Genomic DNA, 26,996 nt, shown 5'->3' on the forward strand with positions numbered 1-26,996 from the left:
TTATTGTATTAAAAGTTTTTTTTAATTAATTTCAGGTTTTTATCTTTTGAATTCTGCCATTCTTTTTGCGCAAATTTTGTAAAATATTGATGCTTTTTAAGGAATTCGATATTGATAGCGTACCAATCGTCATCGCAATATTTTTTATTAATTGAGTTCTCCCATTCTTCTCTTAGTAGTTCTAATAAATCCGTATAGTTTTCATGCGCCAAATGGGCATTGTCTGCATCTTTAATTATTTTTTCTAATATGTTTTTTGGATTATAATTAAATGTAGTAGCCAAGATTAAATCACATACTTTTTGCTGAATGTTCTCTGAAATGTTTTTATCCTGTAGAAAACCTAAAGCAATTTCAACACTCTTTTTTTCGTGATTATCAACTCCTTCAATATAACCTGCATCATGAAACCAGGCAGCTAAAAGTAGTACTTTTGTTTTTTCCAGGTCTATTTTTTCGGCACTGCAAATGGTTTCAATACCCATCACAACACTTTTTGTGTGTTCTAAATTGTGATATGAATATTTTGAATCTAATCTTTCTTTAAAAAGTTTTGTGATGAATTCCTTTGCTTCAATTAACAAACTATTGTCATTATGCTTTACTTTTACCCTAAGTGCTTTTAAACCAGAAACAGCTTGTAAATCTTCAACCTCTAATTTTTCTATTTCGGTTTCTAATACATTTTTGTGCTGGAGGTATTTGATGTATTTGATGTATTCTTTTTCTTGAGTTGAATTGGAATACACAATCGTTATTTTTTCTTTTTGAGTAATACGTTCTTCAGAATTTTTTACAAATGCTTTGTCAATTCTTTTTTTTACCACTTCGTAACGTGCATTATACGAGCCATCAACATCAAACCGTTTTTCATCCATTCTAAAACGAATAGAAATAGGAGTGTTGGTTGCAAGTATGAGTGAAGTTACATCAAGCGTATAGGGCAAAGTTGTTTTAAGTTTATGGTGTTCTAATTCCATTTCGCAAAGTGTTTCCAATTGCCATAGTCGTAAGTTTTGCAAATAAATTGTATTAAAGACTTTGTTAGGTTCAATGGATGCCCCGATATACAAATTGTGCTCCACACCATCAGTTTTAAAACTTTCATAGTAGTGAGGAAAAATTTCCTGGGCTTGTTGTTGTTTACTTTCCAAAATGTTAGAAAGTTTTTTATTGATGCTCATTATTGTATCATCAAAATCTTTGCGTGTTTGATAAAACATTCCTGTTTTTGGGTCTAGCTTATTGAAATAGTCCTTTATTTGACTTTCAGTTTGTTGATTAATTTCAAAATTTTTTAAAAAGGAATGGATTTCTGTTTCTATGTAATGGTGAATTATTTGTTCTGAATTATTCTTTAATGGTTGGTCTAATTCTAATAAAAAGTTTTGTAATTCATATTTTTTTTGTTCAATGACTCCAACTTTTTTATCGAAATTTAAGACTTCAATTATAGTAATGATTTGATTGATTTGATCTTTCAAATCATTTACAATTGCTTTATTCCTATTTTCAGAAGAGTCCTTAATATCTATTTGTCCATATAATGGATAGACCTCTTTAAATACAATCTCTTTGAAAGTATAATCTTTGATTGAGATATTTGAGTGAAAATAGTTTCGAACTTCTTTTTTGAATTTCCAATAGACACTTGGATGAATTAAAGTATATTCTTTTTGAATAATTGCCTCTAAATGATTTACCATGTCATCATTACTTTTTTCAATAGTATCTGATATATATGGTAATAACAGCTCCAATTTATTAGCGTTAACAGAATTTAAAGCTCTAATAGTTGATGATGCGAGTTGTAGTAGCCCTAATAAATTTTTGTCTTTAATGACAGGTGCCAACAAAAAACTTTGAATATCCTTACTCAGTAAATGTGTTCCAAATGGATTATTGCTCATAGAAAAATCAAAAACATTTGGGATTATGAAGGGCTTATTATTTTCAACCAAACTTTCAAAGGAGCATCCACAAAGAACATTTTTGCAATCTGCTTTTTTTGTGTCTAACAGTATAAAACTTTCAAAATTACCTTCATTAAATGGAGGTTTTATGAATATTCCTTCTTCATCATCATAAAGAGTAAACCCTACTTTTAAATCAGGTATCTTAAAAACCGATCTAAAAATGGATTCAAAACTATCATTAAGTTCAACTTTTTCTATGTTTGTTTTTAATAGGTTTGATTTCAGATTTGAAACAGCATTTTCCAACGTTACATCCACTAATGTTATTATTGCAAATCCCTTTAAGAACCAACTATTATAAGGAAACGCTTTCTTCCATAATTCTATATTGTGATAATTATCGATTAATTCTTCAATTTCTTCTTGAGTTAAAAACCTAGTTTTTTTTGCTGGATATATTTCCAGAAAGTCAGTATTATAAACTATTTTATAATGTTTAACAATTCCATTTTTGTCCGGAATGTCATAGAATAATGGTTTTTCGAAATTAATCTTTTGTTTATAATAGGCATTTAGTATAAACGTACAGTTCATAATATAAAACTGATGTTCATCCATGTCCCTAATACTAATATCAAAAGACATTCCGGCATCATCTAAAATTTTTTTAAATCGTTCCGAATAATTAAATGTAATATCGTAGAAAGGTATTGTCACTGCTTTTATTTCATTGAATGTTAAGGCTGAGGGAAACAAATCGGCGAGTATATTCTGGATTAACTTTTGATTGTTTTTAAATATTTCTAGATTATCAATACCATTAATAATTTCAGGTATACCTTTGATTTGATTTAATAAACTATTGGCATAATTTGATTTATATTCAATATCAGATACAGCAATTTGTTCCAATCCTTCAACTAATTTGTGGAAAGAAATTAAAATCCTGAAAGGGCTTAAATATTTATAATTCTTAATCATATTTGTTTTTATTTAATAGTAGTTCATACAAAAATGTATTATTATCACAACTTTCTTTTACTCGAAAATGGGAATCAATCTTACTAAATCACATCTAAAACATTAATAAAAAACTGATTTTGATGGCTTTATTACAAACCCAAATCGTATCATATTGGTTTTTTGAGTATAATCTACCAGACTTTCTGCATAACCCGTATAGTACTGAACTGATAAATATTGATTGTTATTCTTACTAATACGATAAGAAACTTGTGTAGAAATAGAGCCTATGTCGTCCCAGGACATTGCTTTTCTTGATGTTATATCAAAAATAAATCGTCCATTGCATATTTTTTGCGAATAGCTAATTTCGCCGTAGCCAACGTATTTTATTAAATCTGGGTTGTCGTGTTTATAGGACATTGGAATCCATCCCTTTAATGTTATCGATGAAGTTTTGGATAATTCTTGCATGTATTGAAAACTTATTCTATTCCAGGATCTTGAATATATACTATCCTTGCCATTAGATTCGTGTTCATAAGCAATCGCTACTATTCTAAGCAAACTATTTTTATTGACGAAAAATTTCCCAATTCCCAAAGCCGGATTGTAATTAGTTTCGGAAAAAGGACTCGAATCTTTATAAATCTTCCAAAACGATTTTTGTGTATAAGCGAGGAAAAGATAGGTATTGAATGGCAGGGTGGATTTTGTTAAACGCTGTTTGAAACTAATTTGAAACTTTGCGTCTGATGTATTGCGACTTACCGGGCCATCTAATGTAGGACCAGTCATGAAATAGTTATCCTGAAAGATTGTAAATGAAGGCGCATTATTTATTATATCACTTATCGAGTCTTGTGAAATTTTTTGACTAAACAAATTGAAGGAGGTTAGAAATAATACAGTAAGTATTGTTATATGCTTTTTCATAATAGTATTATTTACGATTTACAGTCTATTCTCTGCGTAATAATTTTAATAATCTCATTGGTACTACAATAATTTGTATTTACTGCCAAACTACCCTCATTATAGGGTTCGTATTTGTATCTGTCTGTCACTGAAAAAAGACCAATAGATGGAACTTTAACCGAGCTGGCTAAGTGCATGATGCCGCTGTCGGCTCCTATAAAAAGAGAAGTGTTTCTAATTAATGCTCCAATTTCCCGAATATTGTTGCTGTAAAATGTTGGTTCATTAAATGAAATCTTTGAAATATTATCTATCGGTAAAACTTCAATAATATTCATGTCTGCAAACTCTCTCTTTAATCTTTTATATAATTCCATCCACCAACTCTCCGGAAAGCACTTATCACCGGTTGCGGATGTGAATAAGCATATTGTCTTTGTATTTTTAGATTTTACCAGTTTATCCAGTATTGCTTTACCTTCTTTGATTTCAGTTGGGTGTAGTTTTAAATCTAAATCATGCATTGATTTAGTTAGATTGAGTTTTTCTGATTGCGATAAATAGTTTCGCAACCCATAAACTGGTTGTTTAGCATAGTGTGGTGACTCGTTAAACTGCATTTTGTCAGCTTCTCCATAAAATTTATAATCTGCAACTGCTATTTTGGTAGCAATCCTACCTGATGAAGAGTCACTATCAACATTAATTACGACATCGTATGTTCTTTCATCAATTGATGACCAAACTTTTAAATATTGAAGAATATTTCTAAACGGTTTCCTTGGTAATTGAATTATTCTATCAATGTTTGAATAATTTTTAAAAAGTAGCGGGGCTAAATTGCCTTTCACGAATAGGTCAATCTTACAGTTTGGAAAAATTTCTGAAACTTCAGTTAGTAATGGTGTCAATAAAATTAGATTACCTAATGTGTGGTTTGGTCTAATAATTAAAACTCTTTTTACATTGCGAGTATTATAGTGGTTAAAAGTAATGTTGGTTGTATTTCTTCCAATATTTTTAGTTAACCGTTTGGTTATTTTTCGTCTTACGAAATTCACTTTTTTTAATATATCCATTGCCTTTCAATTTAGTTTTAAGTTTTTTTGTTTTTAAAAGAACTTAAATATTATAAAGCAAAGATATATAGCGAGTTATCCTTTAAAAAGGTTGGCTATTCGGTAAGTTTGGTCTTATTGTCGGTTTTATGCCAAATAGATCTAAAATGTATGGACACAAGACTCTAGAGAAAAAGAAATGCCGATTAACGAGTAATCGGCAAATCAGCAACTAACTAAAACAAATATGAAAGTTTATATAAGTGTATATATTATTTAAATTGTGTAATTATCTGAGGATTTTATATCTCAAAATTATGACTACCAACACTATGAGAATTTTAGTGTCTAGGAACTAAAATCAGATTCTGAAAATTCCTCCAAAAGCAATTATACTCTGGACAAAGAAAAATTCTTGAGAAGCTCTGTCAGAACTGTTGTGAGATGTTCTGATGTCATACATGTTAATATAGCCGCCTTTTAATTCTGTTTGAAGAAAGAAGTATTTGAAGAAAGTAAAGTTTAAACCGACTTTTGCCGACATTCCATACCCGGAAATATGCAAATCATCATGACGTTCTTTCCCCAGAACTTTAGCATTGGTTTTTGGATATAAGAATCCACCTCCAATACCTTCGGTTACATTTATTTGGAACTTATCGGTATTTCCTATCCTAAAAATCTTTGAAATGTCATCCACACGGGAGAATTCGGAATGTATGTAATTCAAACCGTCCGTATGTTCAAATGTGAGGAAATCCTCGGTAAGCAGAACCTGATCACCTGGTAGTGTTTCTCCGTAGGAACCAGTATTTGAATAATAGCCTGTATAATCAACAGCTTTATCCTGATCCATTACATATTTCATGTGGTCTACACCAATAGAAATATTATAATGATCCGTTAAGTAATACCCTAATTTGAAATTGGTTTGTGGAATTGTCATTTTGGATAGATTGAGATAATCTAGGTGCCAGCCTTTGGGTTTATCGTGAGCCTCTACATTTTGGAGTGTAAAATTATAATCAGCTCCTTTAAATGTAATGTCAGATTTTGAATATTTTTCTCGGTTTCCTCCCCAGAGAATAAAGAACTTCCCTTTATTATGGGCTGTGTATTTTTCTGGTGTTATATTAGCTTCCTGAGCCTTACTGTGTTGAGAAAAAACACAAAGAAATAGCACAGTCATTAAAAACGAATGTTTCATTATAAGTTTAAATTAAATATTATAAGGCAAAGATATAAAGCTGGTTATGCTCTAAAAAGGTCGACTTTTCGCCATGTTTGGTCTTATTGTCGTTTTTTTGCGAAGGATTAATGTAAAAGGAATTTAAAAAGTAATATTTGAAACATTAGTTCTTAATTAAATTGAAGTATTCAATTAGAGAAAAACTATAATTCCATGGTAAATTTGGCTGTGGAGGGAGAAGTAGTGACGTCCGAGCTTAATATGATTTATAAATGGAAAAAAGAAATGCCGATTAATTAATAACCGGCAAATCACCCAACTAACCTCAAAAATGAAACTTTCTTTTATATTTTTTTGTTGTCTTATCTGAATCCTCGAATGTATTATAGATTAATATTTTAACATCAAGGGGTCTAATTCGAATCTTTTTTTTTCTTCTCGAATATAATTTTTTCCCATAATTGCCGGTCTTCAAGCGACCAGCTTTGCATTGGATAAAAGTCGCTTACACTCCAATTTTTGTCATCGGAATGAATAACCATGACTTGCTTCATCTTACTCGAATTTCTTTTTTCTTTTCGATTCTCTTTCATTTTTAAAAGTTTTATTTCTGTTCAATTTGAGGTCTAATTATTACTCTTAATGAAGGATCATTGTTTATCATAGCTGTTAACCAATTATAAAAAATCTTAACTTTATTTCTGAATCCTGCAATCGGGATAAGATGAATAAACAACCAGATTATCCAAGCAAAAAAACCACTAAAAAAGAATTTTCGAAAATCTACTACAGCATTGTATTTTGATATGATTGCCATGCCACCTTTATCATTATATTCGAACCTTTGCATTGGTTTTGAAGCTAACATATTTTTTAGATTTTTAGCTAATAGTTTCCCTTGTTGAATCGCTACTTGAGCTAATTGCGGATGCCCTTGAGGATATTTTTTGTCTTCAAATTGTAAACACATATCACCTATCGCAAATATATTGTTCGTGTCATTAACAAGATTATAGCTGTTGACCAAAATTCTTCTTCCTTTACCAATACTGTTTTCTGACAACCCTTTAACTTCACGCGCGATAACTCCTGAAGTCCAAATTAACAAAGGTGTATCGATAACTTCTCCATTTGACAATTGCACTTGTTGATTTTTATAGTCTTTAACGGAGGTGCTAAGTTTTAAAATTACTCCTAGCTTTTCTAATGTCTTTTTAGCATCTAGCTGTGACGAAACACTCATAACATTTAAAACGTTTGCTGGTGAGTTTACAAGGTAAATTTTCCCTTTTGATTGCTGCATCTCCGGATAATCTTTATTTACAATTTTAGTCCCCATCTCTGCAATCATTCCGGCTAACTCAACACCGGTGGGACCACCACCAGCTATCACTATATTGGTAAATTTTAACCGCTCAGCTTCGTTCTCAGTTTGTGCCGCTTTTTCCATATTAAGCAGTATCATATTTCTTAAATGGAGTGCATCATCAATTGTTTTCATGGGTAATGCATTTGCTTTTACGTTTTCTATGCCAAAATAATTGGTTTCCGTCCCCATGGCCAGAACAAGGTAATCATACCCTAAAATACCAGTATCCGTATCAATTGTGTTTTCCGAAGAGTTCACTTTTAAAAACGTTCCATAGTGAAATCGGATGTTTTTTTTATTCTGAAACATCTTTCTAAACGGATAAGTAATATTGGTAGTCTCTATAAATGCTGTGGCTACTTGATAAAGTAGTGGAGAAAAAAAATGATAATTATTTTTATCAACCATAATAATTTGGAAATCAGGATCATTAGAGAGTTGTTTTGCAAAATTTACTCCTGCAAAACCACCCCCAACAATAACAATTTTTTTAGCTTTCATAGCCATGAATATTTTTTTAATTAAAATGAGTAATTGCTAATTTTAATCCACTTTTGTTCATAATACCGTGAAGAAAGAAACTATTGATATAGTAAATAATCGCATATCTTTCATCATCAGAAACTTCTATATTATCAATTGCATTGTCTAGTTGCAAAAAATACAATTCAGCAGTCAACTTACTATCTAAATGTTTTCGATACATATTTTCTGAAACACCGCGTTCAATATTTCTAATAAAAAATGGCACAAGTTTATTTCGTCTCTCTTGAAGAAACAGGTTGTGGATATTCTGATAATATTTCTTCAGATCACTCATAAACAATGCGTTGAATACAAAAATATTAGCTTGCAGGTATTGAAAAAAGCTAATAAGTTCAGAAGATGCATTTGGAGAAATGTCCGGTAACATCCTCAATTGTTGATCTGTTTTATTGATTAAATTTTGAACGATTTCTGTTATAATGACTTCCTTATCAACAAAAAAATAATAAAATGTTTTTTTTGATATGTGGCAATGTTTGGCTATCTCATCAACAGTCGTTGCTCTAATGCCCTTTTGTAAAAATAGCATTGCGGCGCTTTCTAGTATATTTTTTCTCTTAGTATGCATTCTATTTATTTTAATTCACCAATTGCTTTTTTATAATTGGCTACGTTCACTTTATAATCAACCTTTGCATCTATTGTATTTGAATAAGCTTCTTGCCAAATTACTTGAGCTTCTAAGACATCTTTACCTATTATTGTTCCTACCTTATATCGATCGTTTGCAAGACGTAAATTTTCGTCAGCCTGTTTCAATGAGTTGGTTGATAAGTTGATTTTTTTTACAGATTGATTAAGTTGTAAATAAGCATTCTGAACTTCGATATCTATAAATTCTTTTTGTTCTTCTAACTCCGCTTGTTTTGATTGAATTTTAAAGTTTTGTTCTTTGACTTTCTTTTTGTTCTTTCCCCAATCAAATACAGGCATGCTAATGGAAACTGCACTGTAGTATGACGTTAGATCATTATTACCATTCGAAAAATTAATATTTTTGCCATAAGAACTAAATCCACTTAACGATAATCCTATTTGAGGTTTGACCTCTGCTTTGATAATTTTAGTTTTAATTTTCTCTACTTCAATCGCTTTCTTGAGCATATCAATTTCGCGTCTTTTATCTGCAACATTTTCAAGAGGCATTTCTAAAACTGGTGTGAAATCACCCTTTATTTCATCAGTAACAGCAAAATTAGTATCTCTGTGTTGCCCTATAATCTGAGAAAAATTAAGTTTTGCTATTACTAAAGCATCATTCGCTTTTATGAAATTTAGTTCGGCTTGATTAAGATTTACTTCGGACCTTAACAAATCATTTTTGTATGTGAGTCCTGCATCCACGGCGTTTTTTAAATCTTGCCTTAGGCTTTTAAGCATTTCTTTGTATTTTTCTGCAAGAGTTACTTTTTCCTTTGCCTGAACTATTCTCCAGTAACCACTTTCTACGGCTAATATCACTTCTGTTTGTGTCAATGCTTTTTGACTTTGGTAAATTTCAACTGTTTTAGAACTCGCTTCTTTGCTAAATTTGATTTTACCTCCGGCATATATAGCCTGTTTTACGTCTATACTTGCATTAGCAAATTCTTGTGGGAATAATGGTGACTGATCATATGGTTTCCCTAAATGTACTCCCATGACAGACGCATCAATTGATGGCAAAGCGTTCGTTTTCGATACTTCATAATTAGCTTTAGCAGCGTCAACTTGAAATTGAGCACTTATTATTCTTTTATTATTTTCCAATGCCATTTTACGACATTCTTCTAGCGACAGCTCTTTTGACTGAGCAGAACCTGCTATACTGAATACTAGCATTGAAATAATCATTGTTCCTTTTAAAAAAAGTTTATGTTTCATTTTTATTTTTATTTTAATTAATGCTTATTCTCTTCACTTTCATTTTCATGTTCTGTTTCTGTTGCGGGTTTTACAAATTTGTAATACATCACAGGGATAACAAACAGCGTTAAAACCATAGATACAATAAGTCCAAAGGCGAGTACACTTCCCAAAGGTGCCCAAAGCGGTGATTTTGAAATAATCATAGGCACTACTCCTACGGCACCAGCAGATGATGTGAGGAAGATGGGACGCATTCTTCGTTTTGTTGCGGCAAGTGCGGCATCTTTAATAGAATAACCATGGTCTTTAATCAGCTCATCTGTAAAATCGACTAGTATAATTCCATTTCTAACCACTATCCCAATCAAACTGATGATTCCCATAAAAGCGGTCATACCCATTGGATTTCCCGTGATATACAATCCTAGGAATGCTCCTAAAAGACTTAATAAAAATGTTGATAGAACAATCAGAGCTTTATTTAGTACCTGGAATTGAAATAACAGCGTTATGAATATCAATAAAATACTTACAGCTAATGCGGTTAACATACCCGGCATGTTCTCTTCTGTTGATTCAGCATCTCCTCCATACTGTATTGTTATTCCTTCTGGTAATTTTAGTTTTTTAATTTCGGGTTCTATATTCTTTAGTATAGTAGCTGCTTTTACACCCAATTGGGCTTCTGAATTTATGGTAAGTGTTCTTAAACCATTTCTTCGTGCAATAACACCAGTATGCCATGTTGGTTCAATACTTGCCACTTCTTTTAGCGAAACCATGCTTCCAAAAGAGGTGTTGATGTGCAAATTTTCAAGATTGCTGAAATCCTTACGTCTGTTTGCGTCAAGGCGTACAAAAATATCTACCGGTTTGTCTCCTTCCCAAACTTGTGAAACAGCATATCCTTTAAGTCCGGCACCTAATGTTTGTGTAATCACTTCATTTGACACACCTAATCGTGCAGCAGCTTCTTCATTAATTTTAAGACTTATACCAACATAATCATCTTCATAATCGCTTCGAACCCAGTTAGTACCTTCCGCTTTTTCTAAAATAGTTTTAATCTGCTCTCCAATACGTTTTTGATCGTTCATGTCTTCCCCGATAACACGAATTGCAATTGGAGAGCCTTCCTGTAAACTAAGTTGTTTAAATCTTATGTAGCCATCTTTAACAAAACCATTAAATTTGGGCAGGTTTTCTTTAATAATTTCATCCGTAGCCTCGTTACTGGTTGTCGTGATAAAGATTTGTGCAAAATTTTTACGAGGTATTTCCGGGGCATAACTAGTTTGAAAACGAGGAGAGCTAGTTCCAATAAAACTTGCAGTACTAACGATACGTTTGTCTTTTTTCAATATTTTTTCAACCTCGTTTACCGTTTTTTCAGTTTCATTTAACGCTGTTCCATTTGGCATCCAAACCTCTATATTAAACTGGTTACGCTCACTTATAGGGAAAAACTCTTGGTCCACCTGTGTAGCTACAAAACCAGCTAGCAATACAGCCAATACAGCACCGACTAAAGTTAATTTTGGCCTATTAAAACAATAGGTTACCGCTTTATCAAATACGTCCTGCAATTTATCCAGGAGCGACTTTTTCTGTGGTGCACCGTCTGGCTTGTGCTGGTGCAATCCTTTTTTGATAAACACAAAACACATGTATGGTGTAAGAAACAATGCTACCAATAAAGAGGCTGTAAGTGCCACTGCAATGGTTACTGGTAATGATGCCATAAAATCTCCAGGAGTACCATCCATAAAAATGGCTAATGGTAAAAATGCAAATATGATGGCCAAAGTGGCTGTGAAAATTGATAATGATAATTGTTCGGCAGATTTCCAGGCGGCTTGCCATGGGGTAATACCTTCATCTAATTTTTCGATGTAATTATCAACCACAACTACCGCATCGTCCACAAGCATACCCAATACGATGATAAGTGCTGCCAATGATACTTGATGCAATTCAATTCCAATCATATTCATTACTCCAAATGTTATCATTACAGAAATCGGAGCGGCTAATGATGAAACAGCAGCCATTCTGAAAGGCAGTAACAGCATTACTACAACAATTACAGATAAGATGGCCAGTCCAAATTCCATCATGAAATGACTTATACTATGCTCTACAACTTCCGGCTGACTGAAAACAGTATTGATTTTAATATCATCTGGAAAGTTTTTTTGCAATTTTTCCAGTTTCTCATTTATCTTTTCACCAAATGCAACAATATTGTTCCCTGGTTGCATTTCAATAGAGACAAGCATTGCCTTATCATTACCTATTTTGATAAAAGAAGATTCCTCCTCATAGCGGCGCTCTATATCCGCAACATCTTTCAAATGAACTGTAGTACCATCAGGAGTAGTATAGATTGTTTGATTAGCGATTTCATCTACAGATTTATATTGATTATCTGTAAAAACCGGAATGGTATTATTGGTAATGGTCATTTCGCCAGAATAACCCGTAACGTTTTGGCTTTTCAATATTTGTACCACTGTTGTAATGTCAAAACCGTATTGTTGTGCTTTTTGATCACTAATCGTTACATAAATTTGTTCACGCTGTCCTCCGGCTCTATTTATTTTGGAAACTTCCGGTATGGTTTTAATCCCATCTTCAACTTTATCCAGATATTTGTCAAGATCCCTGTAGTTTCTTGTTTTAGAGGAAAGTGTGATAATCTGCGCAGTTACATCACCAAAATTACTGTTCACGTAAGGACCAACTACTCCGGAAGGAAGATTTTGCTTAAGGACAGAATTTATTCCGTGCTGAAGTGTAGACCAGAATTTTTTTCTGTCTTTTACTTTTGTAAACAACTCTACAGTTACAAATACTTGTCCGTCTTTGGTTTGTGATTTTGTTTTATGCTTATCAACTTCTTCGAACGAAAAAAGATATTGTTCTAATTTATTAGTCAGTTGTTTTTCTGTCTGTACTTCGTCAGCTCCGGGATAAAAAGCATAGATCATTGCTGTTGGCTTATCTATTTTCGGATCTTCAGATCTTGGCATATTTCGCAATGAGTAGATGCCAAATAAGACTAACAGTGTCACAAGGACAATAGTCACCTGCTTATTTTTCATTGCAGCCTCAATAAAATGCATTTTTTTCTTTTCCATATTACTATTGTTAAGATTTTTGAATTCTGAGTATTATTTTTTAGAATGTTACTAATGCTCCGTCTTTAAGTCTTGACTGCCCGGCAGTAACTATATTATCACCTTCGTTTAATCCTTCTTTGATAATGATTTCCTGCATTCCGGTAATGCTGCCGACAGTAATACGTTTACGAACAACAGTTTTATCATTATTTGCCACATAAACATAGGTTAAATCATCAGCGTCTCTAACAACAGCAGTTGCAGGAATAACGATTACTTTTTCTGTTTTCATTGGATTAACTTTTACATAAGCCAACATACCAGGCAGTAGTTTTTGACTACCGTTATTAATTTTAATTTTAATTGTAAAAGTTTTTGACTTATCATCCGCTTGTGGATTAATTATAGATATCTTGCCTTTTATGGAATCATTCAAAGTAGGAATGAATACATTGGCTACCATCCCCTGTTGTAAAATTCCAACTTCACTTTCGGGAACTGTTATTTTAGCATATACCCTATCTGTTTTGATAATGCTAAATGCAGGAATTCCAGGTGCAGCGGTACTACCTTTTTCAATCAATCTATGTGTAATTATTCCAGTCATTGGAGCGTACAAACGAGTATCGGTAATCTGTTTGGCGCTAATTCTTTTATTAGCTGCCGATTGCGCCAGTTTGGTTTGGATGTCTATATAATCTTTTTCAGGTAAACTTCCCTTAACATATAATTCATTAAGCCTGTTGTATGTATCTAGGGATTGCTCATAACTTAAATTTGCAATCTGCAAGGCATTACTATATGTTGTTGCGTCGATACTTGCTAACAATTGGCCATTATGAACCGTTTGCCCTTCATTAACGGCTACGTAATATACTGTTCCAGGAACAGCAAAACTTACTTGTGCTGTATTGTCGGCTTCAATTGTTGCTGAATAATTTAATTCCTGAACTCTATCCACTTTTTGAATTTTTTGAACATTGACTTTTAAAGCTTGTGGTTTTTCTTCTTCCTCTTTTTTATTATTACAGCTTACAGTCAATAATGATAATGCCATTAGGGTTGAAAAATAATTTGTTTTTGCTTTCATGATTATGTGATTTAATTTTTTTTAATGAGTTATATTTTATTTACAGGGCAAAGATATTGTGGTGATTAGGCTGTAGAAAGGTTGTCTAATCGGCAAGTTTGGTCTATTATTCGTTTTTAAATGATAGTTTTTGTTTTTATAACCAGAAAAGATAAAAACCGAAGGATTTTATGTCTGTTAATGTTTAAGTTGGCAATAAAAAGTATTGGAAAAGAAAATAAAAAACCTTCTGAAAGTACTTTCAGAAGGTTTGATTAGAAGAGATCTATGACTGTACTAAAGAAGCCTATAACTCTTTGGGGAAAATCCAGTGCACCGTTTGAAGAATTTTCCAAAAAATGATTGGTCACTAAAATTAAGTTCTTCTGCAATTTCAGCAATACTTAATTCAGGATTATTGAGTAGCATTTTGGCTTCTTGAATAACAAAACTTTCAACAATTTCACCCGCTGTTTTACCCGTAATCTCTTTGATAGTCTCGGTCAGGTATTTGGCAGTGATATTGAGTTCGGAGGCATAAAATTGTAAACTTCTCTCCTTTTTAAAATGAGCTACTATTAAAGCTGTAAAATTAATAACCAGATTTTCTTTTCTTGATATGTTTTTGTTGATTGATTGTGCATATTTTTGAGCTAATGCAGCGATTTCATATAAAAAAGAAGTAAATGCTAAGTATAATAATTCTTTTCCATAAGGGTGTGGCAGAATATTTCCCTGCTTCTCATCAAGTTCCTTCATATTTTTTTTGACAATAGCAGAATCATTTTGATTTAACGACCATTTTGGAGAATACTTTGAAGTAAAATAAGTAAGTACATCGTTTGTACTTTTTAAAAGGTCCGTTTTTTCTAAAAAATCACCAGTAAAGAGAATTGTAGATATTTTGCAGTCTTTAAATTTGATTAATCTTTTAATGTCGAACGGAGAGGAAAGAAGAAAATCATTTTTTTTAACGTGATAGTCTGTTAGGTTGATATTAATAGTTGCTTCGCCTGATTCAATAAAAATTAGATGAAAATAATCTGATCTGAAATAATTTTTGAATGCTTCATAGTCAACCATAAGAAGATTAAGGGTTATTGAAAAACCATCAGTAACCGATTTTTTTTCTAAAATACCATCATTTACAATTGCCTCATACTTTAATATACTTTCGACTATTTTTTTCTTTGACATAAGCATATAATTACATATGTTAAATTAATAAATTTTAGGCGATTTTTTGACAATGTCAATATTTAATTTATTCATTTTTTTTCATTCATAATTCTGTTAATAATTAAAGTAAAAATCCCGAGTATTCGGGATTTACAGCTAGGGAATTTTAGATTTTATTGAAGTAACTCTATTGTGTCATAATTTTTTAAGGCTTAAAATAATTAGTTTCTATTTGATCTGAATAGTTATATTGAATATAAATAACCTTTCTATTTACTCTATTGCAATATATCTTAAACCCACCTGTTTATTGTGATAAACTTATTTTAGTCATAACTTTTGATTATTAAATATTTTACTGAATAGTATCCCAGTTTTATCTTAATTAAATTATGACAATCTACATCATCACTGCATCTTACAAAAATCTCGACCATTCTGCCGTTGCTCATATCAAAACTTATATCAAAGCCATCAATACCAGAAATTTGTGATAAGGCTATTTCAAAAACTTCTTTTATTTGACAATTCTCGAGTTCGGGTTTGTATATTTTGCCTACAGCTGTAAGGGGCATTTGTGGAATGATATACATTTTTTTGGGCACACCTGCCTTTTCAAGAATGTGAGTTTCCGCAAATAGCATGAGCTCCTCTACTGTTGCTGAAGTATTTGGTTTTAGTTCGATATAAGCAACCGGCAATTCACCTGCATATGCGTCTGGGCGTGCTACTGCTGCTACGGCCGCAACGGAAGTGTGTTTGCTCAAAGGCTCTTCTATCAGTTTAGGATCAATATTATGTCCGCCTCTTATGATTAGTTCTTTCTTTCTCCCTAAGATATAAAAATAGCCATCTGCATCCTGCCTCCCCAAATCGCCGGTATTGTACCATTTTTTGTCGGCAATTTCTACAAAAGCATTTTTATTGTGGATATCACTTTTATAGCCCGTAATCACATTAAGTCCGTAAGCCACCAAAATGCCTTGCTCGTTGGTGTCAGTATCTCTTAAATAATTTCCATTATCATCGATTATTACTGCTTTCATTTGGTGAAATGGTATAGGCAAACCTACTGAACCAATTTTTTTATTACCTTTTAATGGATTAATGGTGTTCACACAAGTTCCCTCCGTAAGGCCATATCCTTCGATGATCTGCAGGCCTGTGCCTTTTTGAAAATCAGTAAAAAGTTTATCTGAAAGTGGCGCTGCACCACAAAGAAGACTTTCCAAAGAAGAAATGTCTGCATCACCAATCGGAACGTTAAGAAGTTTACTTAGGATAGTAGGAACAGCACTAAAAAAAGAAACCTTGTAATGTGCCACAATTTTCCAAAAATTTTCCATTAGTCCTGTATTTCTATACCCAATGGGTGTTGCTAAAAGCAACGTATGGCCATTTAATAGTGGAACCAAGCCTGTAACAACCACACCATTAACATGAAACCAAGGTAAACCGCAAAGAAAAGTTTTGAGATTTTGGTTTTGGAGGCACTCGTGTACCATAAAAGCATTCACCATTTCGTTCAGATGTGAATGTTGCGCCAATTTAGGACTGCCCGTTGTACCACCTGTATGGAAATAAGAAGCTATTGAATCGTGGTTTTTAGTACATTCAAAATCGAGAGATTCAGTATTATGCTGATCTAAATGGTGATGAAAATCCAGAAAATGTACACCATTAATTACCTCAATTTCAGCAGAAGTTTTTTCTCCCAAATAATAACCCAAATCAACAGTCAAAACATACTTTACTGAGGGAGTCAATTTAACCAAAGCTTTCACTTTTTCCAGATAAGGCATGGTTGAGGTAGAGGTAAGTGTAACAATGATTTTGCTTTCAGCAGCATTGATAATATCCGCCAAATGACTCAATTCGAGCATTGGATTGATTGGATTTATTATGCCAAGAGCCTGAGTGCCAAACAAAGTTAGCACATAGGCGGGGCAGTTAGGCAATAACACCGAAACGCCTTCCTCGTTATCCAATCCAAGATGATACATCATATTGGCACACGCATTGACCTTTCTCAAAAGTTCTAAATAAGAGAAAGTGACTGCATTTTGATAAGACGATCCGTCTAAAAAAAAATAAAGCGCGGTACTATCGCTGTTTTTTTTTGCAGAAATTAGCAATGCCTCATATGTATTGGGAGGCAATGAGATCATACCTAATTCTTCATATTTTTTTATTTCATTTAAAGTTGATAACTGATTCATACTATTTAATATTTCTTCTTTCTTTATATAGTATCCATTGTACCACAAAACTCAACCATATTATAGTTGGGTCATAAAAATAAACTGCAGAATTTCCACCTGTTTTTACTCCTTTTTTCTTAGAAGCTTGAACTAAGGTTCAAGAATTTCCATATTTGCCATCTATGAATATTGCAAACAATATAATGTTAATAATAAACTGATGGCTACAATTGATAAAATGTATTGCTGTTGCTTTGCTTTTTGTCGGAACAATGTAAAAATTGCTCCAAGCATAATGACCAGTAGGCCAATAATTGAATACAATACATATTCTGTAAATAAACCGATTGTCAGCATTAATTCTCCCAAAGCTAGACAATACATAAAATAATGGTTGTACCCTGCTTTGTCAAAAGTAGCTGTGGTTTTACCTGTTAGTTTACCCAAAATTGCCAAACCAAAAATGCCGGTGATAAAGTATATTAAGATGGATTCCATAATGTTTTTCTATTTAAATTAAAAAAAATGCTTCGCATAATGTTTGTAATTATTACCAAAGCTTATATATAAAAATCAGGGCTGGTAATGGAATAATTGGCGTTATAATTTGCTCCCCATTTTTGAAGATGGATAAACAAATTTTGTAAATGCAAAGTTGGTAGATAATAATCAGACTTTTTTTAAGAATTCTTAAAAAAGTACAACGCTTTAATTTTTTTTAGCACGAATAACACTTAAGTGTTGTTGCGAAATACCAAGATAGGAGGCTATGTGCCCCAACGGAGCATTTTGAAGGATAGTTGGGTGTGTTTCGAGTAGTTTTTTATATCGTTCTTCAGCAGTAAGCATTTGAATGCCGTATAGCTTATCCGACAATTGTTTATGTACATTGAAAGATTCATACAGAATGAAACGTTCAAAAAAAGGAATTGTATCCATAAGTATTTGTATATCGGCAAATTGGGCAATGCTCAAAGTACAGTCCTGAACAACTTCCCACCCGTAAGGATCAGTCTTATTATAAAAAACACTTTCAAGAGGAAACATCATAGCATTCTCTGCAAGAAAAAGAAAAGTAATTACTTTTGCGTCCAATTGGTAATACATCCGTAATAAACCGGATTCTACAAAAATCAACTTCTGAGATGCATTGCCTGGTTTCAAGAGAATAGTCCCTTTTTTATAAACCTCCTGTTTAAACGCCTTTTTTATAATTTCATAGTATGTCGTTTTGATTTTGGTTTTGATATTTATGTATTCAAATATTTCCATTTTATTTATATAACCCGTTGGGAGTAATTATTCGTAGTAAAAAAATCAATTTGTAATGGCTGCCATGTTAAAATCCAATATTTTTAAATCTAAAAACAGCCGCTATCTGTGCTAAATATAATAAAAAATATTTTAGGTGCCATTCTTAAATGGCCATCTATTTTCAATTTAAATTAATGAACAAATTTCATTAATGTAATTTAAATCACATTACATATACCAATATTAAAAACAGTACTTATCTGAGATTGAATGAAAATATTTAAAAATTATTGGTGGAGTTTTTTTTGATGGTTCGAACATTACACTCTGAATAGCTTCAAAAATTGTATTTTTTTGTAAAAAATATGGTTTTCTATTTTCATGTTCGTGATTTGTTCGTGAAAATGTCTTAAAATGTTGCGTTTTCCTGTTGTAAATGTAGGAAAATAAGAAATTCGAAAAGCATTAAACGCAAAAAACCCACTGAATCCAGTGGGTTTTGTTGTGAACCTTGCAGGACAAAATTCGAACCTTTTACTGGAAGATTTGAAGTTATTAGCTAACTGCTTTGAATAATTAGGGTCACAAAAGTTAATTTTTTCAACTTTAAAAATTACTAAAACCATCACTGCTACCGTCTGGACACATCTGAAAATAGAACACAGATAACACGGATCGAACAAATTAACACAGATTTAATTTTGTTCTTTTCTAATTGGAAAAGTCCTGTTCTGAACTGTCATAATCATGTTGGCTTTTTCATGTTGTAATCAAAAAATCTGTGACAATCTGTCTAATCTGTGTTCTGTGAGAAACTACCAAAAATTAGTTATAAAAAAACTCTAAACATACGCTTAGAGTTTTAATGAATTATTTTTAAACTGGCTAGTTCCCATCATAAGTAATTTTCCAGTCCAAACTATCTAATTGTTTAAGTGAATATTTTTGAACTTTAAATCTTTTATCATAGACTATTTTTTCTTCATTTTCAAATACATATTTCATATATTTTTTATCAAAAAAAACAACATACAAAATCTTATCGGACTCTTTTTGTTTCATCTTATACCAAATTTGACCTATTAATTTTGGAGAGTGTTGTTCGCCAGGTTTTATATTTCCACCACCGAATCCATAATACACACCGTCTTTTGGGTCTTTTAGCATTGGACGGTAATAGATATCTTTTATGGAATTATTTATAACCTTTAATTTATCGGTATGATAATGACATCCAAATAAAATTAATACGAAGAATAATATTAGCTTTTTCATAATTTTTTTCTAGTATAAAGCGGATTGCTTTTGCAAGATTCCCCAGACCACCAATACCACAATTGGTTTGCTGTTTTTTCATGATAGTGATTATCAGTGTCAGGGTCATTTACGTGTAACATACTCGGCAAAGCAATGTACGGATAATAAAAGGCTCCCATCAAAGTAAACTGTAATACATGGCCACCTTCATGGGTATTTAGCGACTTATCACTACTACGCCCTGTTGGGTATATCACAAAAGGACCTGGTGTAAATGCTGCACCATCCATTAAACTACTTTCAAATTCAGGTACGCCATAATGTAATCCTTTAAATTTTAATATATCAAATCCAATGTCTGATTTGAAATTAGGCAAAAATTGTCCTGGATGAAACGAATCGTCTCCTTTACCTTTCCCTCCACCATCAGTACCACTCTTAGGTGTTACAACAGGCTCACTTTGAGTAACACCATTAGGTTTATTATCACTGCCATAACCAAAATCTGTCTTTACAGTTGCACTAAATGAGATACCAGCATTATTTGATGCAGCATTCCAATCTCCGGTTCTGGAGTATTCTGCAAAAGTAGCACCAAAATGAGCCAATCCAGCACCAATTAATCCCGCTGATACTGGCGTAAGCGTTCCTGCCGAAGCAACTACCATTACAACACCTACTACTATAGCTACTCCAGCAATTATGTCATTCCAATTAATTTTAAGTTCCCCACTAGGGTCGGTATACTTCAAAGGATTATTCAACACATACCCATAGCGATTATAGTTCTGGGTATTACTAGCGTCTTGCACATAATTATCCGGTTGCAAGAATCGATGTAACTTCGGTCATACAAACGCTCGTTCATGTGTATGAGACCTACACTTTGCAGATGCTCGTGTCCAGTGTAGTCTCATGGATAGAATGTTATTTTCCTTCATACTCTATCTCCCAATTCATCTTATCCAAATTTTCGAGGGTTAAGTAATACTTTTTATTGTAAATATTTTTGCTAAATATTGCTTTCCAACCATATTTATCTACACTATCTTTTTGTACAATGAATAATCTTGCTTTCTTATCTTCTAATCTATTAAAATAATTATCCCAAAACCTTGGCCTATCGTGATTTGCAATTATTTGCCCTTTTTTAATTTCTGTAAAAACAAAAGGAGCATCATAATCTCCTCTTTTAGTTTCATCAAAATCGTTTTGATATTCATAATAAAAACCTGCGTCATTCATACTATCATTTTCAGATAAGATACTGTATATTACTTTATTAGAATTGTTTTTCACAAGTAAATTTCGTGTATCTAATTTATCACAAGAATAAAAATTAAATAAAAAGAAAAGGAAAAGGATTTTTTTAGCATTTAACATGGTTTTAAATTTTTAGATGGTGATACAATTTATATTTTAATTCGTTAGAAATGGAGTTTGTATCAATTGGGTAATCCTCCTTGTTACGATTGAAAATAGAAGGATAATGGAAGTAGTAATAAGACATAGTGTTTGCTTTAATCTCTGTCCAATTGCTTGAAGCAGTTGAGGAACTTGCTGTTGCCATACTTGACCACATACCATAACTATAAAAATTTAATGGACTAGATTGTGCGTGCAAATAATGTCCATATTCGTGCATTAAAAGCAAGCCCTCATAACTATTAAGCCCTTTAGCTTTATAGCCATCATAAAAATCTTGTGAAGTATGCATGATACCTAAAAACGACCAATTATTGCTACCGTGTTCTGAATTTATCATAATTTTTTCCCCATAAAAATTATGAATGTCATCCCTAGAATATGTATTGCTTACCATATTACCAAAACCACCTTCTCCTTTATCTTTTTTTACACCCTCCACCGTTTTAGGCGCTACAACAGGCGCACTTTGTGTAACTCCATTTTTCTTATCTTTATTATCATAGCCCCAATCCGTTTTTTGGGAATAACTAACAATAAATCCCGCATTATTTGAAGCGGAAGTCCAATCGCCGGTTTTAGAATACTCTGCAGCAGCGGCACCAAAATGAGCTACTCCAGCTGCAATTAAAGGAACACCAACTATAGGTAAACCAACTGCACTTAATATTGCTCCACCAACTATTGCTATTGAACCTAATAAATCGCTAAAAGTAAATTTTTCTCCACTAGGATCGGTATACTTCAAAGGGTTATTCAACACATACCCATACCTATTATAGTTTTGTGTATTACTTGGATCCTGCACATAATTATCCGGTTGCAGGAAACGATGTAACTTAGGGTCATACAAACGACCGTTCATATGTATGAGTCCTACGCTTTGCAGGTGTTCATGTCCCGTGTACCCACGGTCAAGAACTGTCAATCCTGCTAATACGTTGCCCGCTCCGTCTTGTACCAAAACATTCCCCCAAGCATCGAAAAGGCGTTTTTCGAGTACCGAGCCATTTGCATCGGTAATTGCCATAATAGAGCCCTGATAATCGCGGTGTAAATATAAATAATTTTGGGTTGTACCATCACTTTTTAAAACTAAAGGTGCGGTATAGCCGCCGCCTATGTAGGTTACAAACTCTGTTGTTCCTGTCAGGATGTTATGTTTAATCTCCATACTGCCATCGGCACTATAGTATTTGCGTAACGGCCTTAACAGCTTGTCATTATCCAGACTACCGTAAAACATGGTACTACGGTCATTACCATCGTTATAAGTAAAACTAATTTTATCTTTTCCTACTTCTTCTATTTGGTAGGGGCTTTTAAATGTGTTGTAACTTATGTTTTGGGTTTGATAAGCTTGATAATGTGCTAAAGCGTCGGGCGTTAGTGTTACCGATGTATTTTGATAAGCTTTACTTGTATTGGTATAATTATAAGTTCCCACCGTGTTTTGTGTTATCCTGCCTCTATCATCATAGCTTTGTGTTTCTGTTATCCCTGCTGTGTTTTTATAACTGGTCAATCGGTCTAAAGTATCATAAGTAAAACTCTCACTCCAATTAAACAAACTATTAGTACGACTGCTCAAATTGCCTCTCTGTGAATCAAATGCAGTATTGAGAGTTAAAATATTTGCCGGTGAAACAATCAATCTGTCCTGTTTGGTTTGCGTCACGAAACCGTAAGAATCATAGGTGTTGGCAACGCCAATATTACCGTTAGCCATCGTTGCTCCCGTAAGTTGTCCTCTGGCATTAACCGTATTGGTTTGCCACAATACCTGAGAATTGGCAGTGTCTATTATTTGCCATGGATGTCCGTTTTTATAGGTATGTTGAACCGTTTTGGCACTCGTTTTTCCCGCCGCGCTGGCTATCGAAGTTTCATTATTTAATCTACCAAATGCATCATAAGTGAACTGTTTGGTAAATGTGGCATAAGGTGTCGTTTCAACAGAACTTGCCAGTCTTTTACTGCTGTCATAAGTATAGGTTGTGGTTGTGGTCGCATTATTTTCTAGGGCATCCACAAAAGTACTAGAGGTTAATAATTTAGTAGTACCATTATAAACATAAGTCGTCGTACTATTGGTATTAGTTCCTGCAATTGTTTTTTGGATTAGCTTCCCTTCAGCATTTAAGGTATAAGTTGTAGTACCATTTGGCGTAGTTTCCGTTAAAGCTTCACCCAAATCATTATAAGTATAAGTATATTGCCCTGCAGACGGATCTGTTAATTTGGTTTTTCTACCCCAACCATCTTGTTCAATAGTAGTTGGCACACCATCATAATTTGACGATTTGAGATTACCATTGGCAAAATAAGTATAAGTAATTGTTCCTCCGGGACTATCGGTCATACTGACCACATTCCCTATCGCATTTTTGGTAGAGGTTTTGGTTTTAGTACCGTCATTTATGGTAATAGTCAAGCCCGAATAACTGATGCTGGTTGTTTTACCTGTAAAAGCAATATTCTGAATCACTCTTCCATATTCATCATATTGGGTTTCGTTCCACTGCGAAGGACTACCACCGGAATACGGTTCACTTACTTTTATATTCCTATCATAAATATCGTATAAATAAGAAACGGAGGAGAAATTTCCATTGATGTCTTTGACTGCCGCTGTTATTTTTCTGCCTAAATCGTCAAATACTTCCTGACTGCCGCTGCCATCATCGCCAGTTGTGTCTACAATAGTTTTCTCTGCGCTTCGTGTATAAGTATAGGTATTGTTTTTTCCTAGATAATCGGTGGTTTTTATTTTTTTGAACCAACTATCATAACTATATGAGGTCGTCAAGCCATACGGATTGGTCTCGGAGTTTAAAAATCCGACATAATCATTATAAGTAAATGTTGTCGCCAATCCCTCGATATCGATGCTTTTTGTCAAGAATCGTCCCGAAATATCGTATTCGTAATTAGTTACTCTAGGAGCTAATCCTGTGGCCGATATTGTTTTTTTTGTAATATTTCCATAAGAATCATACAAATTATCTTCAGTAATATAATCCGTATTGTGTCCCTTTTTCTTGACTTGGGTTAGCAGATGATTGGTATAAGCATATAGCTCTTCGCTGGTCATGGTATCTCCTGAAGCTGTCACACTTTGCGTTTTGCTGGTGAGCCTGCCAATATAATAGGTTGCTCCTGTCGGTTGGTTGTCATATCCTACATTGCCGACAGTAGTTTGCACAATTGTCGCTCCTTCTTTTATATTAGTGGTGGTAGTGGTTGGATTATTATAAGCGTCATAGGTTGTGGTGGTTTCACTACTGGTATTATCTAAACCATTATATTGTGCTGATAGGGTGTTTTTTAGTTTGAAAACTTTGTTCGCTAAGAGTTCGCTTTCATACGTAAGTGTAGATTTTGTGATAAAAGTAGTTGGGGTGTAAGAAGGCGAAGCATATCCTAATACCGTATAATTTTCAATATTTGCTCCTCTTAAATTGATGTCGTTTTTAGCAATACTTGATATGATCGGACTGCTGTCATCATGCCAATTCGTACGCATAGTAGCTCTAAACCCTAGATAACCTAATCCTTCCAGGTTAGAAACTGCACCATAATAAGAAAATAATTGTTTTTTATAATCGGTGGCACTTTGTTTTTCGAGTTTAGTTACAACCTGAACCGTTGAGGCTGACTGAATATCGGTTAGTGGATAATTTTCGGTATAGCCGCTATGATTATATATCGTATTATAATTCTCGTCATAATCTGTATTCAAAGGTTTGTAAGTAATCGATTCGGTTACACCATTACCAGTGGTAACAGATCTTAATAATTGTTCTTTGGGGCTGTCCTTATTAGAATTAAAGTAGAAAATTTTATTATTACTCAAAAATGCTATTTCCAAAGTAGGATTATAAGGTTTTTCTTTGGTTTGAATACCTTTTCCTGTAGGCAAGTAAACAGGAAGTGGATACAAATTAATGTCTGTACTGTATGCGCTAGAAGCCCCGGATCTATCACCACTCCAAAAGGTCCCATTTCTATTAAAATAACAAACAACTTGTATTTGACCATTTGCGTTTGTTGAGTTTTTAATACCTGATGTTTGAATTATATCTGATTTTCCGTCTTTATTATAATCAGAGGCCATATAACTATAAGAAATTAAAGTAGTGTTTTGGTTAAAAGGAATCCCAGAATACGTTTGAACCTCCTTTAAAAAACTAATCCCTGTGGAGGAGTATTTGTACCACTCCGTTGAACCATATGCTTTAGGAATAATAAAATCGGTTTTCCCTATAATCTCCCAGTAAAATCGTTTTTGTAGCATCTATTGAGATGTTTGTGTCTGAATAATTCCATAATAAAACCAATTGATTCGCATCATTCAGGGTATAACTGGTTACTTTTCCGTTTTCGAAAACCATAAAATCTGATTTTCCATCCCCATTTACATCAGCGACTTCAACTTTTGCACTTGTAGACAGATAAGCTAATAATTCACCTGAATACGTTAAAAAATTAGGGGTATTGTCTCTTTTTAAATCGACAAAATAAACTTTTTTGGAGCTGCATGCATTATCAATAGAAATCACATCAGTAAGTCCATCGCCATTAAAATCTCCTGAAAGTATCTTTTTTGGAATAATTTTATTAGAGTAACAGCTACTCCCAGATGGCTGTATTGGAAAATTCACCACTCGTTCATATTGATAATAAATAGGGGAAACCGTCCCGGCACTATAAACGGTAAAGGTATAATTGGTATCTGTTTTTTTAGCGACAGTCCATCCTTGTTTGGGCATTAATTTGTTGTTCCAACTCAACCAAGAGGTTGGAAAAATAGTTTCAAAAGCTCCCACTGCATGTTCAACGCCTATATTTGTGTAATTACCAGAACTAATATTCGAAAATAACCAATACTTTGCTTTACTTTCGGTTCCTGTGGTAGGATATATTAAAAATTCCATTTTTTCATCTCCGTCAAAATCTCCGGAAACAGTACCGGCATTTAATGTACTTATGTTTCCAACACTTAAGCTTGTAGTAATATCTGCATACGATATAGATTCAGCGGTATCTTCATAACTAAAAACTGTAGGGTTGAAGGTTTTTGAGTTATCACCGTTTTTTTCGGTAATACTGGTCAAGCGTTCATAGCTTAATGACGTCAAACCATGTTCTAAAAAATAGTTCCTTAAAGTTGCTCCAAAACCTTTTACACAAATAGTACTTAAAATTTTGTCAAGTATTATACTTTGGCCACCTAAATAGTTCCGTTCAGGCCTTTGCCTACTTTTATAATTGAATTGAATGGTATTTAATGTTTCATCTCCGGGTTCACCAAGACCTCCGTAAGATATTTCAATTAAACGCAGAGTATTATTTGTAATTATATATAAGTAGCTTATTCTAACTCCTTGGGGATTTTGCCAGTAAGTAATAGACCATGTAGTTAATGATCGTGATTCGTAGCTGCTTCCATATTGATTATAACTATTTCCATATTGTGCCATTGATCCATCAGGATATTCAACTACAAAATAGGCAGGGCCATAAGCTGCCCCGTTAGGGTGTACACCATAGGACGTAATTTTCACGTTGGAAAAACCTTCCGTTTCATAAACAGTCCCATTTGCCCCATAAATTCCGCCAGTACCGCTTTTAACCATTAATCGCTGTCCGTCAAAAGCAAATCGATCCATACTGTTAAAA

The 26,996-nt window shown here is 33.2% G+C and carries 18 protein-coding genes and 1 pseudogene; all 19 read right to left on the reverse strand.

The genetic code is table 11. The features are described 5' to 3' along the window. Positions 1-8: 8 nt before the first annotated feature. The 19 genes and pseudogenes from ACNQGN_RS09080 to ACNQGN_RS09170 all read right to left on the reverse strand — a co-directional run bounded on the left by ACNQGN_RS09080 (position 9) and on the right by ACNQGN_RS09170 (position 26,986). Positions 9-2,897, reverse strand: a complete 2,889-nt coding sequence (locus ACNQGN_RS09080; protein WP_417987510.1) for an HD domain-containing protein — start codon at positions 2,895-2,897, stop codon at positions 9-11. 102 nt (positions 2,898-2,999) lie between these two features. Further along, the gene (locus ACNQGN_RS09085; protein WP_417987511.1) at positions 3,000-3,815 is read right to left on the reverse strand and encodes a phospholipase A; all 816 of its coding nucleotides are present in this window, start codon (positions 3,813-3,815) and stop codon (positions 3,000-3,002) included. A gap of 11 nt (positions 3,816-3,826) precedes the next feature. Beyond that, positions 3,827-4,876 carry a glycosyltransferase family 9 protein gene (locus ACNQGN_RS09090; RefSeq protein WP_417987512.1) on the reverse strand — a complete coding sequence of 350 codons (1,050 nt, stop codon included), beginning with the start codon at positions 4,874-4,876 and terminating at the stop codon, positions 3,827-3,829. 340 nt (positions 4,877-5,216) lie between these two features. Then, the gene (locus ACNQGN_RS09095) at positions 5,217-6,062 is read right to left on the reverse strand and encodes a hypothetical protein (RefSeq protein ID WP_417987513.1); all 846 of its coding nucleotides are present in this window, start codon (positions 6,060-6,062) and stop codon (positions 5,217-5,219) included. Positions 6,063-6,457: 395 nt separating this feature from the next. Continuing rightward, a complete protein-coding gene (locus ACNQGN_RS09100; protein WP_417987514.1) occupies positions 6,458-6,637 on the reverse strand; it encodes a hypothetical protein in 180 nt (59 codons plus the stop codon). A gap of 11 nt (positions 6,638-6,648) precedes the next feature. After that, positions 6,649-7,914 (reverse strand): NAD(P)/FAD-dependent oxidoreductase, encoded by a 1,266-nt coding sequence (locus ACNQGN_RS09105; RefSeq protein ID WP_417987515.1) that lies wholly within the window; start codon positions 7,912-7,914, stop codon positions 6,649-6,651. A gap of 16 nt (positions 7,915-7,930) precedes the next feature. Continuing rightward, entirely contained in the window at positions 7,931-8,527 is a 597-nt protein-coding gene (locus tag ACNQGN_RS09110; protein WP_417987516.1) for a TetR/AcrR family transcriptional regulator, read from the reverse strand. A gap of 5 nt (positions 8,528-8,532) precedes the next feature. Next, complete coding sequence (locus ACNQGN_RS09115) at positions 8,533-9,822, reverse strand: TolC family protein (protein WP_417987517.1); 1,290 nt, start codon at positions 9,820-9,822, stop codon at positions 8,533-8,535. 17 nt (positions 9,823-9,839) lie between these two features. Beyond that, positions 9,840-12,947, reverse strand: a complete 3,108-nt coding sequence (locus ACNQGN_RS09120; protein ID WP_417987518.1) for an efflux RND transporter permease subunit — start codon at positions 12,945-12,947, stop codon at positions 9,840-9,842. 40 nt (positions 12,948-12,987) lie between these two features. Continuing rightward, positions 12,988-14,019, reverse strand: a complete 1,032-nt coding sequence (locus ACNQGN_RS09125) for an efflux RND transporter periplasmic adaptor subunit (protein ID WP_417987519.1) — start codon at positions 14,017-14,019, stop codon at positions 12,988-12,990. 276 nt (positions 14,020-14,295) lie between these two features. Continuing rightward, on the reverse strand, positions 14,296-15,195 hold the full coding sequence (locus ACNQGN_RS09130; RefSeq protein ID WP_417987520.1) for an AraC family transcriptional regulator: 900 nt from the start codon (positions 15,193-15,195) through the stop codon (positions 14,296-14,298). A 308-nt stretch (positions 15,196-15,503) separates the two neighbouring features. After that, positions 15,504-17,396, reverse strand: coding sequence for an acyl-CoA synthetase (locus ACNQGN_RS09135; protein WP_417987521.1), 1,893 nt, complete (start codon positions 17,394-17,396; stop codon positions 15,504-15,506). Between the two features lie 162 nt (positions 17,397-17,558). Next, positions 17,559-17,876, reverse strand: coding sequence for a hypothetical protein (locus ACNQGN_RS09140; protein WP_417987522.1), 318 nt, complete (start codon positions 17,874-17,876; stop codon positions 17,559-17,561). Positions 17,877-18,086: 210 nt separating this feature from the next. Beyond that, positions 18,087-18,650 (reverse strand): Crp/Fnr family transcriptional regulator, encoded by a 564-nt coding sequence (locus ACNQGN_RS09145; protein WP_417987523.1) that lies wholly within the window; start codon positions 18,648-18,650, stop codon positions 18,087-18,089. 867 nt (positions 18,651-19,517) lie between these two features. Beyond that, positions 19,518-19,907 (reverse strand): hypothetical protein, encoded by a 390-nt coding sequence (locus tag ACNQGN_RS09150; protein ID WP_417987524.1) that lies wholly within the window; start codon positions 19,905-19,907, stop codon positions 19,518-19,520. Between the two features lie 707 nt (positions 19,908-20,614). Then, positions 20,615-20,799, reverse strand: a pseudogene (locus tag ACNQGN_RS09155) (RHS repeat-associated core domain-containing protein); the annotation flags it as partial. A 17-nt stretch (positions 20,800-20,816) separates the two neighbouring features. Continuing rightward, positions 20,817-21,272 carry a hypothetical protein gene (locus ACNQGN_RS09160; protein WP_417987525.1) on the reverse strand — a complete coding sequence of 152 codons (456 nt, stop codon included), beginning with the start codon at positions 21,270-21,272 and terminating at the stop codon, positions 20,817-20,819. A gap of 4 nt (positions 21,273-21,276) precedes the next feature. Next, positions 21,277-25,611 (reverse strand): RHS repeat domain-containing protein, encoded by a 4,335-nt coding sequence (locus tag ACNQGN_RS09165; protein WP_417987526.1) that lies wholly within the window; start codon positions 25,609-25,611, stop codon positions 21,277-21,279. Continuing rightward, complete coding sequence (locus ACNQGN_RS09170) at positions 25,553-26,986, reverse strand: FG-GAP repeat domain-containing protein (protein ID WP_417987624.1); 1,434 nt, start codon at positions 26,984-26,986, stop codon at positions 25,553-25,555. Before ACNQGN_RS09170 ends, ACNQGN_RS09165 begins: the two co-directional genes overlap by 59 nt. Between the last annotated feature and the right edge of the window lie 10 nt (positions 26,987-26,996).

The sequence above is a fragment of the Flavobacterium rhamnosi genome, from assembly GCF_048286515.1.
Taxonomy (GTDB): domain Bacteria; phylum Bacteroidota; class Bacteroidia; order Flavobacteriales; family Flavobacteriaceae; genus Flavobacterium.

Coding starts and splice junctions, on each gene's coding strand:
- ACNQGN_RS09100 (WP_417987514.1), bottom strand. CDS start 6,637: ATGAAAGAGAATCGAAAAGAAAAAAGAAATTCGAGTAAGATGAAGCAA.
- ACNQGN_RS09115 (WP_417987517.1), bottom strand. CDS start 9,822: ATGAAACATAAACTTTTTTTAAAAGGAACAATGATTATTTCAATGCTA.
- ACNQGN_RS09085 (WP_417987511.1), bottom strand. CDS start 3,815: ATGAAAAAGCATATAACAATACTTACTGTATTATTTCTAACCTCCTTC.
- ACNQGN_RS09150 (WP_417987524.1), bottom strand. CDS start 19,907: ATGAAAAAGCTAATATTATTCTTCGTATTAATTTTATTTGGATGTCAT.
- ACNQGN_RS09140 (WP_417987522.1), bottom strand. CDS start 17,876: ATGGAATCCATCTTAATATACTTTATCACCGGCATTTTTGGTTTGGCA.
- ACNQGN_RS09090 (WP_417987512.1), bottom strand. CDS start 4,876: ATGGATATATTAAAAAAAGTGAATTTCGTAAGACGAAAAATAACCAAA.
- ACNQGN_RS09125 (WP_417987519.1), bottom strand. CDS start 14,019: ATGAAAGCAAAAACAAATTATTTTTCAACCCTAATGGCATTATCATTA.
- ACNQGN_RS09120 (WP_417987518.1), bottom strand. CDS start 12,947: ATGGAAAAGAAAAAAATGCATTTTATTGAGGCTGCAATGAAAAATAAG.
- ACNQGN_RS09130 (WP_417987520.1), bottom strand. CDS start 15,195: ATGTCAAAGAAAAAAATAGTCGAAAGTATATTAAAGTATGAGGCAATT.
- ACNQGN_RS09160 (WP_417987525.1), bottom strand. CDS start 21,272: ATGTTAAATGCTAAAAAAATCCTTTTCCTTTTCTTTTTATTTAATTTT.
- ACNQGN_RS09135 (WP_417987521.1), bottom strand. CDS start 17,396: ATGAATCAGTTATCAACTTTAAATGAAATAAAAAAATATGAAGAATTA.
- ACNQGN_RS09170 (WP_417987624.1), bottom strand. CDS start 26,986: ATGGATCGATTTGCTTTTGACGGACAGCGATTAATGGTTAAAAGCGGT.
- ACNQGN_RS09145 (WP_417987523.1), bottom strand. CDS start 18,650: ATGGAAATATTTGAATACATAAATATCAAAACCAAAATCAAAACGACA.
- ACNQGN_RS09080 (WP_417987510.1), bottom strand. CDS start 2,897: ATGATTAAGAATTATAAATATTTAAGCCCTTTCAGGATTTTAATTTCT.
- ACNQGN_RS09095 (WP_417987513.1), bottom strand. CDS start 6,062: ATGAAACATTCGTTTTTAATGACTGTGCTATTTCTTTGTGTTTTTTCT.
- ACNQGN_RS09165 (WP_417987526.1), bottom strand. CDS start 25,611: ATGCTACAAAAACGATTTTACTGGGAGATTATAGGGAAAACCGATTTT.
- ACNQGN_RS09110 (WP_417987516.1), bottom strand. CDS start 8,527: ATGCATACTAAGAGAAAAAATATACTAGAAAGCGCCGCAATGCTATTT.
- ACNQGN_RS09105 (WP_417987515.1), bottom strand. CDS start 7,914: ATGAAAGCTAAAAAAATTGTTATTGTTGGGGGTGGTTTTGCAGGAGTA.